This window comes from Colwellia sp. MEBiC06753 (assembly GCF_053470325.1).
This window is the reverse complement of record NZ_JBQMTM010000006.1, coordinates 123,425-143,441: the sequence shown is the minus strand read 5'-3', so window position 1 is coordinate 143,441 and position 20,017 is coordinate 123,425. Positions and strand designations below refer to the sequence as shown.

19 protein-coding genes and 1 pseudogene are annotated in these 20,017 nt (G+C 38.1%); 11 read left to right on the top strand and 9 right to left on the bottom strand.

The features are described from left to right. Window positions 1–3: 3 nt before the first annotated feature. The 3 genes from ybfE (at window position 4) to ACOB82_RS06980 (ending at window position 2,221) form a co-directional block, all read left to right on the top strand. Window positions 4–285: a LexA regulated protein gene (gene ybfE, locus ACOB82_RS06990; RefSeq protein ID WP_448212246.1), complete on the top strand. Its 282-nt coding sequence runs from the start codon at window positions 4–6 to the stop codon at window positions 283–285. 25 nt (window positions 286–310) lie between these two features. Next, window positions 311–838, top strand: a complete 528-nt coding sequence (gene fldA / locus ACOB82_RS06985) for a flavodoxin FldA (RefSeq protein WP_448212245.1) — start codon at window positions 311–313, stop codon at window positions 836–838. Between the two features lie 951 nt (window positions 839–1,789). Further along, complete coding sequence (locus tag ACOB82_RS06980; protein WP_448212244.1) at window positions 1,790–2,221, top strand: hypothetical protein; 432 nt, start codon at window positions 1,790–1,792, stop codon at window positions 2,219–2,221. Between the two features lie 170 nt (window positions 2,222–2,391). On the opposite strand, the gene ACOB82_RS06975 is transcribed toward ACOB82_RS06980, so the two are convergent. Then, window positions 2,392–3,993 carry a hypothetical protein gene (locus tag ACOB82_RS06975; protein WP_448212243.1) on the bottom strand — a complete coding sequence of 534 codons (1,602 nt, stop codon included), beginning with the start codon at window positions 3,991–3,993 and terminating at the stop codon, window positions 2,392–2,394. 394 nt (window positions 3,994–4,387) lie between these two features. Between ACOB82_RS06975 and ACOB82_RS06970 the strand changes: the two are divergent. The 3 genes and pseudogenes from ACOB82_RS06970 to ACOB82_RS06960 all read left to right on the top strand — a co-directional run. Beyond that, window positions 4,388–6,064, top strand: a pseudogene (locus tag ACOB82_RS06970) (diguanylate cyclase domain-containing protein); the annotation flags it as partial. Next, window positions 6,047–6,922 carry a putative bifunctional diguanylate cyclase/phosphodiesterase gene (locus ACOB82_RS06965; RefSeq protein WP_448212286.1) on the top strand — a complete coding sequence of 292 codons (876 nt, stop codon included), beginning with the start codon at window positions 6,047–6,049 and terminating at the stop codon, window positions 6,920–6,922. The pseudogene ACOB82_RS06970 and the gene ACOB82_RS06965, both read left to right, overlap by 18 nt. Continuing rightward, complete coding sequence (locus ACOB82_RS06960; protein ID WP_448212242.1) at window positions 6,919–8,520, top strand: methyl-accepting chemotaxis protein; 1,602 nt, start codon at window positions 6,919–6,921, stop codon at window positions 8,518–8,520. Before ACOB82_RS06965 ends, ACOB82_RS06960 begins: the two co-directional genes overlap by 4 nt. A 173-nt stretch (window positions 8,521–8,693) precedes the next feature. Here the strand turns inward: ACOB82_RS06960 and ACOB82_RS06955 are convergent, their stop codons facing one another. Then, the gene (locus tag ACOB82_RS06955; RefSeq protein WP_448212241.1) at window positions 8,694–9,161 is read right to left on the bottom strand and encodes a DUF4442 domain-containing protein; all 468 of its coding nucleotides are present in this window, start codon (window positions 9,159–9,161) and stop codon (window positions 8,694–8,696) included. A 198-nt stretch (window positions 9,162–9,359) separates the two neighbouring features. Between ACOB82_RS06955 and fur the strand changes: the two genes are divergently transcribed. Then, a complete protein-coding gene (fur, locus tag ACOB82_RS06950; protein ID WP_448212240.1) occupies window positions 9,360–9,803 on the top strand; it encodes a ferric iron uptake transcriptional regulator in 444 nt (147 codons plus the stop codon). A gap of 380 nt (window positions 9,804–10,183) precedes the next feature. Here fur and glnS read toward each other — a convergent pair whose 3' ends face one another. Next, window positions 10,184–11,854 carry a glutamine--tRNA ligase gene (gene glnS / locus ACOB82_RS06945; protein ID WP_448212239.1) on the bottom strand — a complete coding sequence of 557 codons (1,671 nt, stop codon included), beginning with the start codon at window positions 11,852–11,854 and terminating at the stop codon, window positions 10,184–10,186. Between the two features lie 316 nt (window positions 11,855–12,170). Here glnS and ACOB82_RS06940 point away from each other — a divergent pair, with 316 nt between their 5' ends. Further along, complete coding sequence (locus ACOB82_RS06940) at window positions 12,171–12,686, top strand: VF530 family protein (RefSeq protein ID WP_448212238.1); 516 nt, start codon at window positions 12,171–12,173, stop codon at window positions 12,684–12,686. 406 nt (window positions 12,687–13,092) lie between these two features. Then, window positions 13,093–14,448: a dipeptidase gene (locus ACOB82_RS06935; RefSeq protein ID WP_448212237.1), complete on the top strand. Its 1,356-nt coding sequence runs from the start codon at window positions 13,093–13,095 to the stop codon at window positions 14,446–14,448. A gap of 204 nt (window positions 14,449–14,652) precedes the next feature. Here the strand turns inward: ACOB82_RS06935 and ACOB82_RS06930 are convergent, their stop codons facing one another. Continuing rightward, the gene (locus tag ACOB82_RS06930) at window positions 14,653–15,960 is read right to left on the bottom strand and encodes an inosine/guanosine kinase (RefSeq protein WP_448212236.1); all 1,308 of its coding nucleotides are present in this window, start codon (window positions 15,958–15,960) and stop codon (window positions 14,653–14,655) included. Between the two features lie 258 nt (window positions 15,961–16,218). After that, window positions 16,219–16,542: a hypothetical protein gene (locus ACOB82_RS06925; protein WP_448212235.1), complete on the bottom strand. Its 324-nt coding sequence runs from the start codon at window positions 16,540–16,542 to the stop codon at window positions 16,219–16,221. Between the two features lie 432 nt (window positions 16,543–16,974). Between ACOB82_RS06925 and ACOB82_RS06920 the strand changes: the two genes are divergently transcribed. After that, entirely contained in the window at window positions 16,975–17,739 is a 765-nt protein-coding gene (locus ACOB82_RS06920) for a substrate-binding periplasmic protein (protein WP_448212234.1), read from the top strand. A 15-nt stretch (window positions 17,740–17,754) separates the two neighbouring features. Then, on the top strand, window positions 17,755–18,186 hold the full coding sequence (gene trxC, locus ACOB82_RS06915) for a thioredoxin TrxC (RefSeq protein WP_448212233.1): 432 nt from the start codon (window positions 17,755–17,757) through the stop codon (window positions 18,184–18,186). 120 nt (window positions 18,187–18,306) lie between these two features. On the opposite strand, the gene ACOB82_RS06910 is transcribed toward trxC, so the two are convergent. The 4 genes from ACOB82_RS06910 to ACOB82_RS06895 are packed head-to-tail and all read right to left on the bottom strand — an operon-like array spanning window position 18,307 to window position 19,758. Next, window positions 18,307–18,564 carry a DUF2999 family protein gene (locus tag ACOB82_RS06910; protein ID WP_448212232.1) on the bottom strand — a complete coding sequence of 86 codons (258 nt, stop codon included), beginning with the start codon at window positions 18,562–18,564 and terminating at the stop codon, window positions 18,307–18,309. 51 nt (window positions 18,565–18,615) lie between these two features. After that, window positions 18,616–18,828, bottom strand: a complete 213-nt coding sequence (locus tag ACOB82_RS06905; RefSeq protein ID WP_448212231.1) for a hypothetical protein — start codon at window positions 18,826–18,828, stop codon at window positions 18,616–18,618. Between the two features lie 24 nt (window positions 18,829–18,852). Beyond that, window positions 18,853–19,428, bottom strand: a complete 576-nt coding sequence (locus ACOB82_RS06900) for a CBS domain-containing protein (RefSeq protein ID WP_448212230.1) — start codon at window positions 19,426–19,428, stop codon at window positions 18,853–18,855. 39 nt (window positions 19,429–19,467) lie between these two features. Continuing rightward, window positions 19,468–19,758, bottom strand: a complete 291-nt coding sequence (locus tag ACOB82_RS06895) for a hypothetical protein (RefSeq protein ID WP_448212229.1) — start codon at window positions 19,756–19,758, stop codon at window positions 19,468–19,470. Window positions 19,759–20,017 lie beyond the last annotated feature (259 nt).

Below are 20,017 nucleotides of genomic sequence, written 5' to 3'. Positions count from 1 at the left end.
TAAATGGCCAAAGAAGCTTCAGATTTAACAACCATAGATTTATTTGGTGAAGACAAACGGCCAGGACGCCCAAAAACCAATCCGCACCCGCGGAATGTCCAAATCAAAATTAATAAACGCAACCAAGTTAAAAGAGATAAAAACAAAGGATTAAAACGCGTAGAGTTTAAAATTCATACGAGTTTGTTTGAACAATTAGATGCGTTAGCGAAAGAACAAGGCGTGAGTCGTGGTGAACTGATCGAACGTTTACTGGTTAAATCGCTAGCCGAAGACAAGTTATAATTTTTTGAGTTAAAGGTTAAATTAAATGGCAATTGTAGGTTTATTTTTCGGTAGCGATACAGGCAATACTGAAGCCGTTAGTAAAATGATCCAGAAAAAACTGGGGAAGAAAATGGTGGAAGTAAAAGATATCGCTAAAAGCACTAAAGAAGAAATCGCTGAATTCGATTTGATCATCCTAGGTATCCCAACTTGGTACTACGGTGAAAACCAATGTGATTGGGATGACTTCTTACCTGAGCTTGAAGAAATCGACTTTACAGACAAATTAGTGGCAATTTTTGGTTTAGGTGATCAAGAAGACTATTCAGAATATTTCTGCGATGCCATGTTACCACTTAAAGAAATTGCTGAATCAAAAGGTGCAATTTTAGTGGGTCAGTGGCCAACTGACGGTTATGAATTTGAAGCCTCTAAAGCATTAATTGATGAAAATACCTTTATCGGTTTATGTATCGATGAAGACCGCCAACCAGAGTTAACCGAAGAGCGCGTTGACAAATGGGTTGCACAAATTTACGACGAAATGTGTTTAGCGGAATTAGCCGACTAATTCATTGCTAACTAACAATTTACAATATCGACAAAGCCGACAATTACGTCGGCTTTTTTATGGGCTATGTTTAATGCTAAAAGTTTAATAGTGAAAATTTAATGCTAAAAATTTAATAGTAATAAGCAAAATGAGTTCTTTCGCTATTATACGAAAATGTTGATACAGTCCTACACTCCCTACCTCGTCATTCCACACTTGAAGTGGAATCTGCCAAGTACTACAAGCCCAAGAAAGTGATTAAACGATTCCGGTCTACACCGGAATGACGTGAATAACAAGCATGTATCGCGAAAATCACCACCAATGACACCAAGCCTGAACATTGCAGAGCTCTGCTTAAAATAACACCGAATATCAACAAAGTAACAATGCTTGCCATCACAGAGGGTGACAAAGCACATTAGCAAATGGGTGAATATATCTAAGTGTTCGACGATTTACTCTCAATGCTTAAACTGAACGTTTAAACGCTAGCCGGTTCAACACATCTAGTCATTCCACACTTGAAGTGGAACCTGCCAACTACTACAAGCCCAAGAAAGTGATTAAAAGATTCCGGTCTACACCGGAATGACATTAATAAAAGGCAAGTACCGCGAAAATCACCACCAATGACACCAAGCTTTACTGCTAAATGTTTATAGCGCCTACACACCTCACCTCGTCATTCCACACTTGATGTGGAATCTATCGGAAATATTACCAACCCAAGCAAATGATTAAAAGATTCCGACTTACGTCGGAATGACGTAAATAAAAAGCAAGTACCGTGAATACTACAAGCAGGATATGACATCTAAGCATGCGTAAAATGTATGAGCTTATTACTGATATGAGATTTTAGCTTTGAAGTTGCGACCTAACCTTAAAGGCAGTATTGGGCTATAAATAAAGTGGATGATTAGGCCAAACCAGCTAAACGAAAATATTAATATGGATGTTTCGATAATGTTAAAAAATTTATTTACCAAGAATTCAAAATTTGATGGCATCAGGCCGATAAACATTTATTTCATGCGGCTGATTTATATTTTAATGTTCTTTGTTTTAGGAAAGGATGTCTTGAGCTATATTTTATCTTATTCTGGCAGCTGGGATGAAAACGAGGCGATGGCTTGGAGCGTATGGGCAGCATTTTCTGCGTTAGCGCTATTGGGAATATTCAGAACAGTTGAAATGATCCCCATTCTATTGCTGGAAATTTTCTACAAAGTGCTGTGGCTAATATTGGTTGCATACCCACTCTGGCAAGCTAACGAGCTTGTTGGTTCGGGTACTGAAGAAACAGTTTTTGCATTTGCTTTGGTTATTTTACCTATTTTTGCAGTGCCTTGGGGATATGTTTTTAAGCGATATGTACTTGGTAAAAGCGCTGCCTAATAAGCTCCAAGTTAAACAAAAGATGAAAATATGTTGCATGAAGTACAGTCGGCGACTTCATGCAACCTCAAGTTTAGGTATTTATATATAATTGATTACTCTGCGCCTAATAATAGAGCTAAACCTAATAACAGAACTGCGCCACGTTATGCCGTTAATACGTTAGGCGCTTAAGACTTAACCTCAGCAAGCTGTTGCTCTAACGCTTTTATTTTTGCATTGGCTTTCTCGACGTTGTTGGTTAATCGTTCAAAAGTTGATACTTGATTATGTCTCATTAACTCTAGCTGTTCTTTGAGTTTTGCTCTTTCTTCTTTGACCGAGCTATTTGCACTTACTTCTAAACTCAGCTGAGATTCAAGCTCTTTAATCCGGGTCATTGCTTGGTCAGACTTATCTGTTAACCGTTCAATTGTCGAAATTGAATTTGTTTTGATCAGATCAAGTTGATTAGCTAATTTGGTATTTTCACTGCGTAAAACCGTGATCATTCGCTCAGCTTTTTCAAGGGCATTTAAATCACTTTCTAGGGTTAAGCCGGTTTTTTGTTGAGATAATTGCTGCTCTAAAGTTGTAGTTTTAGTGTTTGCTTTCTCTAGCAATGCCACTAATTTAATATTAGTTTCCTTGTCTTTGTTAGCGTCGTTACTGACATTAACAAGGCGAGTTTGTAACTGAGCAGATTTTGATTGTTCTTGTGCGAGTTGTTGTTCGAGAATTTGATTTTCTTGTTGTATTTTGCTCAATTGCTCACGGCTATCATCGCTTGGTTGCACACTGTGAGATAATTGTTGAGCAATATCATTTTGGTGAGCGCCGGTTAACTCATTTATTTCTTGTTGGTGTGCATCACGCAATGTATTGAGGTTTTCTTGATATTGCTTTTTAGCTGCTGCGATATCGTGTTCTTGATCTAATTTTTCTTCTGCTAGCTGCTGTTCTAGTTGTGTAATTGTTGATTGTAATTCAACGAGTTCCTGCTGCTGTGTCTCACGCAATGTATTGAGGTTTCCTTGATACTGTTTTTTGGCCGCTTCAATATATTGTGCTTGCTGCGTTTTTTCTTCTGCTAGTTGCTGTTCAAGTTGTGTAATTGTTGATTGCAACTCACCCAATTGCTGCTGACTTGCTAAATATTGCTCAGCTTGTGCCTCTAGTAATGTATTACTTTCAATTAATGTCGTTACCTGTTCGCTTAAGCTTGCGAGTTGCGCGGCATTTTCATTAATCACAATTTCAATGGCTGATTGATGCTCTTGTTGCTGGGCAATTAACGACTGTTGATGTTGTTGCTTTAATGCTTCAATTTCATTGCCATGGTCATTAATTACCTGGTGCAATTGCTCCTGAAATTGCAGCGATTGTTGATCAAGTTGCTGCTTAGTTTCGTCAGCAAATTTCGATTGACTGTCGAGGTTTGCCTGTAGCTCTTGGCTTTTAGCAATTAGAAATTGTTCTATATCTTGTTGCTGAGCAAGTAAGGTTTGTTGCTCTTTAGCTTGGCTGGCTTGAAGCTTAGCTATTTCCTCTTGCAGTATTTGGGTAATGCTAGGCGGAATTACAGGTTTATTTTCTGAACTTTGTGAAGAAGTGGCTAATGATTGGCTCATTCGATCTTGGCGCCACTGATGAAAATAGGCAACAACATCAATCGAGTCTTCAGGAAATTCTGCAAGCAAACGTTCTAAAGTAACCGGGAGATCTGCTTGGAGGGATTGCTCACAAAATAATTTAACATCCTCATAAGTGAGTGACTTAAGCGTTTGTGCCATAGGGTTACCTCCAAAATACAACTAAAACCTCGGATAGTCGTTGTATCATAAAGTGGCGTATAGTGGTAATTATAACGGGTATTAACGATAAAATTTTTACCATAAAGCAAACTTATTCAGCATTGGTGTTTTCTATTGTTTCGATACGTTATCTATGAAGGGCAATGACACTTAAACCTATGCCACCAAAAAACGTTAATCACCTTCGCAAGGCAAATTACCGCTATATAATTTTTAGTCAATGAATCAATTGTTTTCGATATCTTTGTAACAAAAGCGTTAATAATTTATTAGCATTCATTGAAAGCTACTTTGTCTTGATTCAAATCAAATATTTACCCTGTGCTATTTGCTATAAGTACGCCAATTTTAAGAATAGCTAAGAATTCTTACCTTGTTTTTCAAAAAGTTAATCATTGCTGCCGATATTATCCAAACAGATATTTTATCTTGTCCGCCAAATACCCCTATTAGTCGTGCAGCTGAACTCATCTGTAAACACAAAACCAGCTCAATCGTGATTAAACAAGAAAATGACATTATTGGTATTTTAACGGAAGCAGACTGCACCCGAATTCAATTTGTTGATAAGCAGGTGTTTAATCGCCCTATTTCAGCATTTATGAGTTCACCGGTAATTTCAATTGCTCATGATACTGAATATAAGGATATTATTAGAGCATTTAGCCAGTACAAGGTTCGACACTTACTGGTAAAACAGCAAAACCAAGTTATTGGTATCATCAGCCAAACGGATGTCGTAAAGCGCCAAGGTATTGAACATTATTTACAATTAAGAACGGTTGAAGACAATTTTAACCCTCTTGTGCCAATTTTAAATGCTTCTGACAGCTTAAATGATGTCGCGCAAGCCATGGCTCAACAGAAACACTCTTCGGTATTAATTAAAAACCACGTAACTAATGAATACGGCATTATTACCGAGCGTAATTTATTAAAAATTTTAGCCAAAGCAGAAAGCCCCGAACTGCCACTATGGACATACGCCGCGCATCCACTCATTACAATTGGCAGCAATGAATCGTTGTTACAAGGCTTTGTAATGCTGCAGCAGTATCGTATACGCCATTTAGGCGTTATCGACAACCAAGGCGAATTGGTCGGTGTTTTAGCCCAGCAAAATATTTTATCCGGTGTCGAGCATTCATATTTCCAAGAGTTAGAGCAAATTATTTCTCAGCGCGACAAAGCATTAATGATGTCGCAAAAACACCTATTTTTAGCTGAAAAAGTTATCGAATACTCATTAGATGCAGTGATGGTGGCAGATAAATCAGCCAATATTATTTCCGTCAATCCGGCATTTTCTGCAGTAACGGGTTACAAAGCCAGAGAAGTTATCGGAAAAAATGCCAATGTCTTAAATTCCGGTTATCACGGCAAGCTATTTTATCAAGAAATGTGGCAAACCATTGAGGAAACTGGAAAGTGGCAAGGGGAAATATGGAATCGTAGAAAATCAGGTGAAATTTATCCTGAATGGTTAACCATAATAAAAATTGGTAACGATATTGACAATGAAATTCATTACGCCGGTATTTTCACCGATATCACCAACAGAAAGCGAGATGAAGCCAAAATTCGTTCAATGGCCTTTTATGACGACCTCACCAATTTACCTAATCGCCGGTTATTTCAAGATCGTCTCGATATCGCAATCTCAACCGCCCATAGAAATCAGCAACTTGCCGCTGTTCTATTTCTTGATTTAGACAGGTTTAAGCAAATTAATGACGCCTTAGGCCATAAGTTTGGTGATGAACTGCTAATATCTGCAGCTACTCGCATTGAACAATCAGTAAAAGAAGGTGACACAGTTGCCCGCTTTGGTGGCGACGAATTTGTAGTCTTGTTAACAGAAATGAATAGCGCCAATGATATTGAATCGGTTATCAAACGCATTGCTAATGCTTTTAATGAGCCCTTTTTACTAAATGGTCTTACAAACTATGTAACGGCATAAATTGGCGCTGCGGTCTACCCAACTGATGGCATTGAGCCTGATGAATTAATCAAACATGCTGATATCGCTATGTACCAAGCAAAGCAACAAGGGCGAAATGGCTACCTGTTTTATCATCACCAAATGAACGAACAACACAATAGTAAGCTACAATTACAAAACTTGTTGAGAATGGCACTAAAGCAACAGGAGTTTACGCTTAACTATCAACTTCAGGTCAATAGTGATAACCAGCAAGTTGTTGGCATTGAAGCCTTATTACGTTGGTATCAGCCCGAGTTAGGTAGTGTTTCACCGGCGGCTTTTATTCCATTAGCCGAAGAACTAGGTTTGATGGTAGATATTGAAAAGTGGGTATTGCATCAAGCTTGTATGCAACGAAAAATTTGGCTAAACAAAGGTTTATCGTTAGGTCGTATTGCGGTAAATGTATCGGCGATGCACTTTAATGGTGACTTAGTTGAATCGATTAAAACTACGCTTGTTAACACTCAATTACCCGCTGAATACCTCGAAATAGAAATCACTGAATCATGTTTTATAGAGAATATTGATGAAGCGAAGGCTACGTTAGATGAAATTAGGCAACTAGGGATAAAAATTGCGCTCGATGATTTTGGTACAGGGTTTTCCTCATTAAGTTACTTAACCAAGCTCACCATTGACACCATAAAAATTGATGCCAGTTTTATTTACGGCACCCCAAATAATGTCAAAGACTGTCAGTTGGTTAAAACCATTATTAATATGGCCAACGGTTTGGGGTTAAATGTGTTAGCTGAAGGGGTCGAAAATTTAGCTCAACAGGCATTTTTGACCAATAATCACTGTAAGCACCATCAAGGCTACCTATATGGAAAACCTGTTGATGCCGACAGCTTAATTAAACAAATACAAGAACTACACTCTCATTCAGAATTACTAAGCATAAAGGCTAGCCAATGAACTTAACTATCGCCCAGAAAACATATAGCGCTATTGTTATAACAAGTATTACCCTACTAGTTGCAACTCTGACCTTTATTTACCGCGATGAAAAAGCGCTTGCTGAGCAATTAATAGAAAAAAACCTCGCCAGTACAGCGCAAAGCTATTTTGATGCCGTCAATACCATGATGTTAACCGGCACCATCGCCAACCGACAAATTGTTCAACATAAATTAAAAGAGCAAGATGGTATTGTCGATGCACGTATTATCCGCGGTCAAAAAGTCATTGATGTATATGGCCCAGGTTTTGACGATCAAGCACCTTCTACTGACGCAGAAAAACGCGGGTTGTTAGGTGAAAACATTATCGAAGTTATTACCAAAGACAATAAACGGTTAATGCAATATGTTATGCCCATTCAAGCAAGTGAAGATTACCGCGGCACCAATTGCTTAGGTTGCCACCAAGCAAACGAGGGTGACATTCTCGGCGCGGTTAAAATTAGCTATGACCTCTCTGAGGTTGATGGCGATATTTTCTCGTCGATGTTACATGCTGCCGTTATTCAAATCATCATCTCAGTGCTTGGTTTTGGCGCACTAGGCTTAGTGGTTTATAAACTGGTACTGTTTAGGCTCAAACGTTTACGCAATACCATTAACAGCTTTGCCGATAATTTAGATTTAAGTACCGAAATCAAAGTTCATCACCATGACGAATTAGGCTCAGTCAGCCAAGCACTTAATCATATGATGTCTAACTTTAAATCAAGCTTTGAGACCGTCTCTTCGGCTGCTGAGAATATGATTAACTCAGCTCAAGAAGTGGATAATATCGCTGACATTAGTAAAAACGCCGTGCTATCTCAAAAGCAAGCGACTGAGTCGGTTGCGGCTGCAATCAATGAGCTTGATATGTCAGCATCAGAAATTGAAGTTAATGCCACCAATGCGGCAAAACAGGCACTCGATACCAATAATTTAACCAAACAAGGTCATACACTCGCGCAAAATGCCAATCAAGGTATTCACCAACTTAAAGACCAAATTGCCGTCAATGCCGAGATGATTTTGCAGCTTAATGATCAAACTAAAGAAGTTAATATTGTCTTGGATATGATCACTGGCATTGCCGAACAAACCAATTTGCTCGCGTTAAATGCGGCAATTGAAGCGGCGCGTGCCGGAGAGCAAGGTCGCGGTTTTGCAGTAGTTGCTGAAGAAGTGCGATCTCTCGCTATTCGCACACAAAATGCCATTGGTCAGATCCAACAAACCATCTCTAGCTTACAAACTAATGCCGAAGACGCGGTAAGTTCGATGAATCAAACTTGTGAAACCGCGAATCTCAAAGCTGAAGATGTTGATAATGTTGCGACATTACTTATTGAAATCACCGAGCAAATATCTGCATTAGATGACATGAACTGCTTAATAGATAGCGCGGCTAAACAGCAAAATCTAGCCGCTGAAGAAATTAATCAGCACATTGTTAATATTAAAGATATTGCCGAGCAATCGAGCGAAGATGTTATTCGAGGGAAAACCGTCAGCGTACACTTATTAGAATTAGCCTATACCCTTGAAGAACAGGTAAAACGCTTTAAGTTATAACTGGTTAAATACAATGACAACTACTTTAGTTGTTAGCATTTTGGACGCACTAGAAAGCTCCGAGCAATAACAAAAAAGACCAATAACGTTTTTACCTATTGGTCTTTTTATTTGCTTATTTAAACGATTTTTATCTAACGTTTGGAAGTCAAATTTAATCAACCTTAGTCGTATTAGCGAAAGCGTTTCTTCCTGCGAATATATAACGTTCGATTAATTTTAGCGACAACATCCCCAGATTCATCTTTGATATAAGTGATCACTTCCGGCAAATACTTATCGCCGTCAGCAGTATGGCGCTCGATATCGGCAAGTAACTGATCAGTAATTAAGAATTCCGCGGTGACTTTCCCCTTGCCAGGCTTTATAAAATCAATATCGGCTTGTTTATCCCAAATAATATACTCATCTCTTAGCCGTGCCATTAGCATTAACATATAAAACGGATCGGTCATTGAAAACAAGGCACCACCAAATAAGGTACCGACACCATTACTATTCCATGCACTTAATTTCATTTGTGCTTTTGCTTCTCGAAAATCGTCACTTAGTGAAACTAATTTGATGCGGGCAAAAAATAGTGGCGGCCATAAATTAATCATTAACTTAAATAGCCAAGCCCTAGAAAACATTAAATTCATACTACTACTCTAAACAAGTGCTCAATAAACCAACTAAATACTGATGTTTAACATAATCACCAACACATCGTACCAGTTAATTATTCAGCTATTTTATTAAAATTGCAAAGAAAATTACCCGAGTAATTAACTAGGGCTTTCAACATGAGCAATAAACTTCTATAATTTTTGCCAATTGAAATTAAGAACGTGAGAAATATGTCCGAACAAAACGAAGAATTAAAACGCGCCGGTCTAAAAATAACGTTACCTCGAGTGAAGATTTTAAGCATCTTGCAAGATCCTAATAATCAGCACATTAGTGCAGAAGATGTTTATAAAATCCTACTAGAACAGCAAGAAGAAATTGGTCTTGCTACTGTGTACCGCGTATTAAACCAATTCGATGATGCGGGCATTGTTACTCGCCACCACTTTGAAGGCGGCAAATCCGTTTTTGAACTTTCCCATAAAAAACATCACGATCATTTAGTATGTTTAAAGTGTGGAAAAGTAGTTGAGTTTGAAGATGAAACTATCGAACAACGCCAGTTAGATATTGCCAAGTCTCACAATATTAAACTAACCAACCATAGTTTATATTTGTATGGCGAGTGTGAAGATCAAGAAGCTTGCGAGATTTATCGTAAAGAGAATCAATAAACTATCTACTTAGTTCATACGTTTTTAAATAAACATTTAAATGAACAACTAAAAAAGCCCGCAAATCGCGGGCTTTTTATTTACATAAGATTAGGGCGTGTTGATCTTTCAAAATTGTTTTTGCAGCAGCTTATTGGAAATTTATACACGACAGCACTTTTGATGTGTGGTGATTCCCCATGATAAAGTGCTAACACAGTAGAAATGACAACAAACGCTGCCTAAAAGGTTCGGCTAAAAGCGTTTTACTCTTTTTATTAAAAGAAAAGGTTGTGAGGTGGTTTGCTTAGATGACTAGGCGTCACACCTCACGCCGCGATTAAAACGCTTTTATCTCGAACAAAAATCAAACAGAAAAGATCAACACGCCCTAGTAATATCTAGTCAGCAATTTTTGCCCAAGTATCACGTAAACCAACGGTACGGTTAAACACTAATTTACCTTCAGTCGCATCTTTGTTATCTAAACAGAAATAACCTTGACGCTCGAACTGAAATACCACTTCTGGCTTAGCCTGAGCTAAATACGGTTCAACCTTCGCATTGCTAATGACCGTTAAAGATTCAGGATTTAATACCAAGTGAAAATCGTCAGCAGCACCAGGGTTTGGCACATTAAATAAGCGATCGTATAAGCGCACTTCTGCGTTAATCGCTTGTTCCGCGCTTACCCAGTGAATAACGCCTTTAGGTTTAGTGCCGTCTTCAGGGTTTTTACCTAACGTATTTGGATCATATTGACAGTACACTGTGGTGATATTGCCCTGCTCGTCTTTATCACAACCAGTTGCCGTCACCACATACGCACCACGTAAGCGCACTGCTTTACCTAATACTAAACGTTTGTATTTTTTATTCGCTTCTTCACGGAAGTCTTCCGCTTCAATATAAAGCTCTTTGCTAAACGGTACAATGCGGCTACCTTGGCTGTCATCACTTGGGTGATTTTTCACATCAAGCTCTTCAACTTTCCCCTCATCATAGTTTTCAATCACTAGTTTAATCGGGTCAAGTACCGCCATTGCGCGCGGAGCAGTATCATTTAAGTCTTCACGAATACACGCTTCTAACACGCCCATTTCAATGGTGTTATCCATTTTAGTGACACCAATACGCTTTGCAAATTCACGAATTGATGCCGGAGTGTAACCACGACGACGGAAACCTGCGATGGTTGGCATGCGTGGATCATCCCAGCCGGAAACCAACTTCTCTTCAACAAGCGTATTTAGTTTACGTTTACTCATTACCGTGTATTCAAGGTTTAAACGCGAGAATTCATACTGATGAGGCTTAGCTTCAATGCTGACGTTATCAATTACCCAGTCGTATAAACGGCGGTTATCTTGAAATTCCAACGTACACAATGAATGAGTAATTCCTTCGATGGCATCAGATAAACAATGGGTAAAGTCGTACATAGGGTAGATGCACCACTTGTCGCCAGTTTGGTGATGATGAGCGAACTTAACACGATAAATAACCGGATCGCGCATACACATAAAGCTAGAGCTCATGTCGATTTTTGCACGTAAAGAGCACTCGCCTTCTTTAAACTCACCATTTTTCATTTTGGCAAAAAGCGCAAGATTTTCTTCAACCGATGTATCTCGGTATGGGCTATTTTTACCTGGCGCATTTAGCGTGCCGCGATATTCGCGAGTTTGTTCACCATTTAAGAAACAAACATACGCCAAACCTTTTTCAATTAATTCAACGGCATAGCCATGAAGACGGTCGAAATAATCAGATGAATAGCGAATATCGCCAGCCCACTGAAAACCTAACCACTTCACATCTTCCTGAATAGAACGTACATAATCGATATCTTCTTTTTCAGGGTTAGTGTCGTCAAAGCGCAGATTACATAAGCCGTTGTAATCTTGAGCTATTCCAAAATTTAAGCAAATTGATTTCGCGTGACCAATATGTAAATAGCCATTTGGCTCTGGTGGGAATCGCGTTTGGACATGATCATGTTTGCCACTGGCTAAATCGGCATCAATAATTTGACGAATAAAGTTAGTTGGACGGTTTTCTGCTTCCGACATCCAATAAGACCTCTAAACAAAGAAAATAAAAAGATAATTGGCGGCATTATAGCAATAGCTCTTACGTTTTAGATAGCGTAAAACCGGGTTATTTTCGATAATTTGTCGTCAAGTTAAAACTCAGCTAAAAGACAGATACAAAATATCTAAAATCAACTTGTTAGCAATACCGAACTTTTAGCTCAAAAAAGCATTACATTGCCAATAAAACCACAACCTCTGTTTTACCCTAGTGTATAATAACGGCAAGACTCATTTAACGATTAGCGATTGCCCTTTTCGGCACTAAGCGTTTTAAAATTTTAAGAATATATCTATGTCAGAATCGATCGATTATTTAAATAACCCATTACATGGTTTAAAACTAGAAGACTTGCTTGAGCAGTTAGTCACACATTACGGCTGGGAAATTTTGGCGGAATATACCCGTATTCAGTGCTTTAAAAATAACCCTAGCATGGCATCAAGTTTAAAGTTTTTTAAGAAAACTCAATGGGCACGTGAAAAAATTGAGCGTTTTTATTTATATGAGTTTAAAAATTTACCACCGGCACCATTTGATGAATTTGAAGTACCACCGCGTGATAGAATAATTCCTAGTCACCATAAGCCAGGCCAACCTAAAAATCTTAAGTTAGGTCAGGCACCTATCCCTAAAGATCGTGCAGATCAAAAGGGTCAACCTAAAAGTTTTGGTAATTATCGCAATCAACAAAGTACTGCTGGTAGTCCCGATAAAAAGTCGCAACACTCTACTAATGCGAAAACTAAGGCCTCTGATCAAGCTGCTAGTAGTGATAACAGCGATCCTTATGCAAATTCACCGCGTTAACGCTAGCACCTGTTGTTAGTAGGATTTAATATCTAAAGCAGAAAAATACAGCCGTTAAAAAGATAAAATTAAAGAAAAGAATGTGCTAGCTTAATGACTCTAGGGTCTGTTGATCTTTCATTTTAGTCTCTGCTATAGGCTAATTTTTAAGGTGACAAGGCGAACTGAGTGTCATGTAGTTATGCTACATTAACGATTTTCAACGCAGTTAGGTTGAAAATTAGCCATAGCCTTTTGGGTTGTTTTGAAAAATTATCACTCTTTGTTGCTTAATCTGCATTTGGAACAACCAAACTTTATATTAAGCGCCGCGATTGACCGCTTTTTCAAAAACAACAGAGTTATAAACTGAAAGATAAACAAACCCTAAATTCTTTAAATAAATAATTTTGTGAGTAACGGCTAAATGATAACAACAAAAAAACAACTAAAACCTCTTAAGAAAAGCGCTATTGCTGTTGCTTTACCTTTCCTCACATTCACTAGTATTGGCGTCAATGCCGCTAGTGTTAACAATACTGAGCTCAGCCCAAGTTTAATAAAAAAAGCGAAAGCTATTCACGAAAAAGTGATCGTGTTAGATACCCATAACGATTTTAGCGTTGCCAACTTTACTGAAGATAAAAACTATACCATGCGCCTGAAAAGCCAGGTGAACTTACCCAAAATGGACGAAGGTGGTTTAGATGTTTCTTGGTTAATTGTTTATACCGGCCAAGGCGAACTAACCACTGAAGGTTACGCCACAGCTTATCAGCAAGCCATGGCAAAATTTGATGCGATTCATCGATTAACCACAGAGATAGCACCTGATAAAATTGAGCTAGCACTTAGCTCGGATGATGTTAGACGCATTCTCAAGTCAGGTAAAAAAGTGGCAATGATTGGTGTTGAAAATGGCTACCCTATTGGCACTGACATTAGTAATGTTAAAAAGTTTTATGATCTTGGGGCACGTTATATGTCACTAGCTCATAACGGCCATAGTCAGTTAAGTGACTCCAATACCGGCGATAAAGAACAGCAGTGGCTGCACAATGGCTTAAGTGACCTAGGTCGCCAAGTAATTGTAGAAATGAACAAATGGGGAATTATGATTGATATCTCCCACCCGTCTAAAACCGCCAATATGCAAACCATGGCATTATCAAAAGCACCAGTAATTGCTTCGCATTCAGCAAGTCGTGCCATGTATGACCACAGCCGTAACCTAGATGATGAAGAATTATTGGCGCTAAAGAAAAACGGCGGCGTTATACAAACCGTTGCATTTCGTTCGTATATTGATGGTGAAAAATCTAAAGCATTTGCTGATGCCAAAATGGCGGTTTACAAAAAAATAGCCCAACAACAAGATTTTGAAATATTAGCACCAGCCGAGCGTAAAAAGCTTTCGCCAACCGACGCAGAAACTTACTGGGCAAAAGTAACAGAAATTGCCAACCAAGCAGAGCCTGAAGTTCAAGAGCTAGGCAAAGGTATCGCGCAAGTTAATGTCAGTGACTTTGTCGATCATATTGATTATATGGTCAAACTGATTGGTATTAACCATGTTGGTATAAGTTCAGACTTTGATGGTGGCGGTGGCGTTAATGGTTGGAATGACGCCTCTGAAACCTTTAATGTGACCTTAGAATTAGTCAAACGTGGTTACAGTGAACAAGATATTGAAAAGCTTTGGGGTGGCAATTTACTCAGGGTACTTGATGATGTTCAAGCGGTAGCAAAATCAATACAAGCTACAGAAAATAGTAAGGCCTAACCGCTAAACCTGCTCTGATAGCTAGGTTTATAAAAACGGCGAACAAGTATTTATGTTCGCCGATATCCCTTTCAAAATACGCCTACTAAGCTGCAACTATATTTTAACGCTAGATATTTAAGCGCTAGAAATTGAAAACTCTTAATTTAAAAACTCTTGATTTTAAAAACGCTTGTTCTAGAAAATCTGAGTTTTGAAACAAAATTAAGAATTAGCCCAATAAGCAACCTCTAAGCTGTCTTCGCGCTCAGGCAAACCACGTGATAATCGCGGTGAATGCTGCATCAACACTTCGTAGCTAACACGGTTAGCATATTTACTCATTTGAGAAAGCGATGAATAAGTTAATGCCGGTTGTTGGTGTTTACTGGATTTTGCGACATTGTGTTTATGATAAACATTGGCACTTAAATCATGTAATACCGCAGCCAGCGCGGCATCACCCGCACCATTAGTATTTTTTATACTATCAGGCCCCCCCATATATGGCGCAGTATGAGTATAGATTCGCAATGGTTGTTGGCAATCTTTCAGCAACATAGGGCGAGAATATTCATACTGGTTAAAGTCAGTGATAGCGCCTGATAATAACGGATATTCTGTTTCTCGTTTAAATACGTCATCAACATAGCCGGCCATATAAAGCCCTTCTGCCCCGGCAGTACAAATCACCATATCAACCCAATCTAAACACTTATCGGCGGCCTGCAATGGATCACTAATACCGGTAATCGCCTCAGCCTCTTCTTCGTTCATGGTAAGCACATTGACGTGCTTTTGCACAAACTTTCGCCAAAACTCAGGTTCTTTTTCAATTAAATGTTTAGTGCCAAGCGTAAGCACTACTGGCACGCCAGCTTCATTAGCTACTTTAACCGCTTTTATTGTTGCCTCGGTCATGGTATCGCCAGCTTGTGTGCGCATCAAATAAGAGCTGATAACTAACGCAGAAGCATTGCTGATCAAAGACTCATCAATTGAATAAGGGTGTAATTGGTTAATTAAACCGGCATTAATGCCAAATGTACGCTCTCCTGTTTCATCAATTAAGGTAAAGCACCGACCAATTGGCCCATCAACGGGTTGTAGGTAGTTTAAATCGACTCGAGATGAAGTATTACTTAAGTAACGATAGGCGTAATCACCAACCTGTATATTAGAAGACATAACCCCCAATAAAACCGATCTATCATCAGCTAAAACAGAATAGTTATGCATGGTATTGCCAATCGTTCCGCCAGCAAATTCATAATTAACTAACGACTCACTTTTCATACGCTGGTACAGCTTTTCCGTGGTTTCATCTGAAATGACTTGCGACATGCCCCGTTGCAGATCAAATTCATCCAAAAACGCTTGATCCACCTTCGCTTCTATATCAACAAGAATTTGATCAATCCCAACAATGTAATTTCTCACCAAAAAGTCAGGCACATTAATTTGGTTAGTTAATGGGTTTTTATTATCTACAGGAAAATAGTGTTTATGTTGGCGACGACCGGGAAACTTCATGGGCTAACAACATGCATTAATAAACTGGCTGGCAATTATAGCGTATTTGATTTTTATTTGACTATCATTGAACTCGCATAATTTGCGCTGGAGCAATGCTAGTAGCAAAATTATTGTTAAATTGATGCGATATCACATGCACCAATTAGCTGCCGAATTTAACGGCCAATTTGCAATAAACTTACAAACTATTAAAACTAAAAAAGCGCTAATCAACATTAGCGCTTTTTATTTGTAACAGATTAAAGACTCGCCAAGCTATCGACTTGCCGTTAATCCGGCCGTTTCAGCTTTTTCTAGTGCCACGACTTCAATTAAGTGACGCTCTTGATATAAAGTAACCGTAGCAAACACTGGACGCTCTGCTGTAAAATCCTTGTGGGCAAGCTCTTTAAAAAACTCAGCGTTATCAACATTATTTTCTAACGTACTAGCAACACATTGTTGCTCAGCATTTAATGTTTTAGCATCCACACACTGCCAAATATCATTATTAGCCGCTTGTGCCGCTAAACTGACACTTAAAGTGGCTACCACAGTCACTAATGTTTTTAACTTAGCATTTAGCATAGCTTTTAACATATTCATACCCTTTAAGTTTAATGTAGGATTATATTATCAAAGCTACACTTTATGGCGTTAGCATATTTTTATTACATGTTTATGACAATTAAAAATATTTCAAAATAAATTCATAACATGATATTTATTATAAATATTTAATAAAATTAAACGATTTCAAAGTTCTTGGCTGATCTACTTACGCAGCCAACTTAACCTTTAAACCGCCCACTTTAACTATAAAAAATCATTAAATCGCGTTATTTATAACTGTGAATTTTTCAGGTGTATTTAGCAATGGCCACACAATAAGTTATTATAAGGGTGTAAAGGCGCAACAAATAAACTCCTTGTTTCGGCCTACGGTTAGCTAAAGCTTTGCTGATTTATGCCGAAAGCATTAAATCTGCACAACTTTTGTAAGCACAGTAAACCTCAGCATCCGGCGGTATTATGGATTTCTTCAAAAACATTTCATTCAAACTTTCAACGCTTTTACTTCAATATTTATTAGTTAGCCATGTTGTATATGCTCAAACCGAGCTTGATGTGGTTGTGGGCTTAGCAAAACCGCCCTATGTTGCTGAAAATCAAAAGAATGGCTTTGAATTAGAATTGGTTCGTAATGTACTAAATATGATGAATGCTTCGCCCAACTACATTTTTGTACCGTTTGGGCGTTCAGAAAAAATGCTAAGAACAGAAGGAATTGATGCAATTTTAACGGCCAATAGCAACATAATTAAAGATAAAAAGGCATTAACGGATGTGTATATCGTTTATCAAAATGTTGCGATTTCTCTGGCTGATCGCCAGCTGCAGATAAACACAATCAAAGATCTTAGCCGCTATTCGTTAGCAACATTTCAGTCTGCACATCATATCTTAGGTGGTGAATTTGCACAGGCAGCGTTAAATAGCCCTAATTATATTCAGGTCGCTAATCAGAAAATACAACTTGATATGTTGGTTAAGAAACGGGTGGATGTCATTATTATGGACATTAATATTTTCAACTACTACCTGTCACACTATGCTAGTGACATAGATAATTCATCCGTTAACATACACACAATATTTCCTCAGTCAGATTATCATGTTGCCTTTAAAAACCACGAATATGTACCGCTATTTAATCAAGCGTTTGCCCGCTATCAAAAAAGTGAAGATTACACTAAATTAAAAACGCAATACGGCATCATCAATAATTTAAATTAAACTGCAAGAGCACTTATGAATATCACCTGTTCCCAATGTTTTACCACCAATAGAATTCCAGCAGATAAAGACTTTACAAAAGCAAAGTGTGGTAAATGCAAACAAGCTATTTACCAAGCACAGCCAATAAATTTGGCCAACAATACTTTTTACCCATTTATTGAGCGTAATGACCTACCTATTGTCATAGACTTTTGGGCGAGTTGGTGCGGCCCTTGCCAAACTATGGCACCGGTCTTTAACGAGCTTGCCGCCAGCACCACCGCTATTCGCTTTGCAAAACTTAATACCGAGCAAGCACAAGAAATTTCAGCAAATGCTAATATTCGCAGTATTCCAACGCTAATATTTTTCCACCAAGGGCAAGAGATTGAGCGTATTTCAGGGGCATTAAACCCTATGCAAATGAAGCAATGGTTAGCGCAATGCCTAAATAAAGTCAGTTAAAGTAAGTTAAATTTGACTTAAGGTGCGTCTACTTTATATCGGTATTTTTACAACCATGGGCGTTGAATTAAAAAGCGAGCATAAGCTCGCTTTTTAATAACAACTCAATAACTGTTTTAGTTATTTTTGCTGGTCTATTTGCTGTTTAGCTTTTTCAACTGCTGAAAAGTCTAAACCAAGCTCTTCTACCGCATCTTTAATTAATGTCGGATTGGTCATCACCTGCATCATCACCGCTTGCAACTTTTCAGGTGCAATACCAAGACTTGCTATAGTATTCATCGCCATTAATGGATTTTCGGTTAACTCTTTAAATATTGCTGCCGTTTGCTCTTGGCTGATATTTTGTTCTTTAAGTAATTCAATAATTGGATTCATGTAATTACAACTACCGTTAATTTATGTCACAAAGCGATAGTATATCGATATTTAACTTGTTACTGCAGCTTTAGTTGCCGCTCTTTGGTTACTTATTTTTGGGTACTTATCTTTTTGGTTACTTATTTTTTGGTTACTTATATTTTGGGTGCTTATTTTTAGGTACTGCAGCTTAATTAAAATATCTACCTTACCTGTAACTATTAACGCCAAAAACAAAAACCCAAATAATACCGAAATATTATCTGGGTTTAATTGAGCCATTAGCCATCTGTAAAATTAATAATGTTAGCTGGCATGGCGATAACCGCGTACCACCTCAAATATTTTCTTAAATGACACAACCGAATCAATTTCAATAGGTAAATGTAACTTACGAGCAATATCACTTGAAGATATAACACCACGAATATGGTGATAACTACGATCTATTACCAAGCAATGTCTTAAACCATTATCTTTAAGTGCCTGTATTACCTCACTTACTTTGGCATGATGTAGCTCTTTAAACTCAAAAGCTCTTAGCTCATCACGTGGTACCATTAAATCACTTACCAACACATCATTACGCGAAGTACCTTTTGCCACTTCACTGACAATGCGACGCTCGGTCAACTCGTTGGTGCTAATAACACCAAGAAATTCTTCAGATGGTGATATAACAATTTTCATTTTTACGTGTTCTTGTTTCATCATCTCTAAAGCAACTGCCGCAGAAGTATTACCTTCAATAACCAGTGCTCGATGATTTTTAAAATCAGTAAAAACGTCTGTAGCTGGTGAGTCTAATGTAGTTTGGATAAATTTTTCAGGCGAAATAATATGATCGACTTGTTCGATATCAAATAAATTTAGTGTTTTCATAGCAACCTCTGCTGGATCAATGTAATTAAAAAAATGGGGTTAAATTACATTTGCCGTTGGTGGTGCTCTTTGATGTGGTGTTAATCGAAGGTGCTGGCTATTCGAGCTGCTTGGCACAACATCGACAACCAATGGCTGATTTGATAACTCGAACGGACTACTAAATACGGCAAGATCAAACGTATCATCATTATCAAGTTCATCGGCAGTTATATCAGCATAGCCGTTAATATTGGCAATTTGCGCATTTTCGCCAATAAAATCATCACCGCCAGCAAACACAGTTGCTGACAATAACAATAATAAACTAGCAAAAATAAATCGGAACACGCTTATGCCTTAACAAATGCCTTTGTACTACTACCGATACCTTAGTTATATGCCCTAGCCAAGCAGTTTTCAAGCACTTAACTGTAACTAGTTATAAATGAACAAGTTTAAATTTAAGACAATTTAATGATATCGCTATGCTACCACTGAACGTATTTTGCTGGATTAATCACTTTTTCATTTAGGCATAGGTAAATATTCAGGTCGACAAACAATTGAACCCAATTAAACTTGAACCAAATAAGTTACTTACAGTCTA

What these genes read in the sequence shown, in the direction of transcription:
- glnS (WP_448212239.1), bottom strand. Translation starts at nt 11,854, where the DNA reads ATGTCGGAAGCAGAAAACCGTCCAACTAACTTTATTCGTCAAATTATT.
- ACOB82_RS06920 (WP_448212234.1), top strand. Translation starts at nt 16,975, where the DNA reads ATGGATTTCTTCAAAAACATTTCATTCAAACTTTCAACGCTTTTACTT.
- ACOB82_RS06900 (WP_448212230.1), bottom strand. Translation starts at nt 19,428, where the DNA reads ATGAAAACACTAAATTTATTTGATATCGAACAAGTCGATCATATTATT.
- ybfE (WP_448212246.1), top strand. Translation starts at nt 4, where the DNA reads ATGGCCAAAGAAGCTTCAGATTTAACAACCATAGATTTATTTGGTGAA.
- ACOB82_RS06980 (WP_448212244.1), top strand. Translation starts at nt 1,790, where the DNA reads ATGTTAAAAAATTTATTTACCAAGAATTCAAAATTTGATGGCATCAGG.
- fur (WP_448212240.1), top strand. Translation starts at nt 9,360, where the DNA reads ATGTCCGAACAAAACGAAGAATTAAAACGCGCCGGTCTAAAAATAACG.
- ACOB82_RS06975 (WP_448212243.1), bottom strand. Translation starts at nt 3,993, where the DNA reads ATGGCACAAACGCTTAAGTCACTCACTTATGAGGATGTTAAATTATTT.
- ACOB82_RS06960 (WP_448212242.1), top strand. Translation starts at nt 6,919, where the DNA reads ATGAACTTAACTATCGCCCAGAAAACATATAGCGCTATTGTTATAACA.
- ACOB82_RS06930 (WP_448212236.1), bottom strand. Translation starts at nt 15,960, where the DNA reads ATGAAGTTTCCCGGTCGTCGCCAACATAAACACTATTTTCCTGTAGAT.
- fldA (WP_448212245.1), top strand. Translation starts at nt 311, where the DNA reads ATGGCAATTGTAGGTTTATTTTTCGGTAGCGATACAGGCAATACTGAA.
- ACOB82_RS06935 (WP_448212237.1), top strand. Translation starts at nt 13,093, where the DNA reads ATGATAACAACAAAAAAACAACTAAAACCTCTTAAGAAAAGCGCTATT.
- ACOB82_RS06965 (WP_448212286.1), top strand. Translation starts at nt 6,047, where the DNA reads ATGTACCAAGCAAAGCAACAAGGGCGAAATGGCTACCTGTTTTATCAT.
- ACOB82_RS06905 (WP_448212231.1), bottom strand. Translation starts at nt 18,828, where the DNA reads ATGGCTCAATTAAACCCAGATAATATTTCGGTATTATTTGGGTTTTTG.
- ACOB82_RS06955 (WP_448212241.1), bottom strand. Translation starts at nt 9,161, where the DNA reads ATGAATTTAATGTTTTCTAGGGCTTGGCTATTTAAGTTAATGATTAAT.
- ACOB82_RS06925 (WP_448212235.1), bottom strand. Translation starts at nt 16,542, where the DNA reads ATGTTAAAAGCTATGCTAAATGCTAAGTTAAAAACATTAGTGACTGTG.
- ACOB82_RS06940 (WP_448212238.1), top strand. Translation starts at nt 12,171, where the DNA reads ATGTCAGAATCGATCGATTATTTAAATAACCCATTACATGGTTTAAAA.
- trxC (WP_448212233.1), top strand. Translation starts at nt 17,755, where the DNA reads ATGAATATCACCTGTTCCCAATGTTTTACCACCAATAGAATTCCAGCA.
- ACOB82_RS06910 (WP_448212232.1), bottom strand. Translation starts at nt 18,564, where the DNA reads ATGAATCCAATTATTGAATTACTTAAAGAACAAAATATCAGCCAAGAG.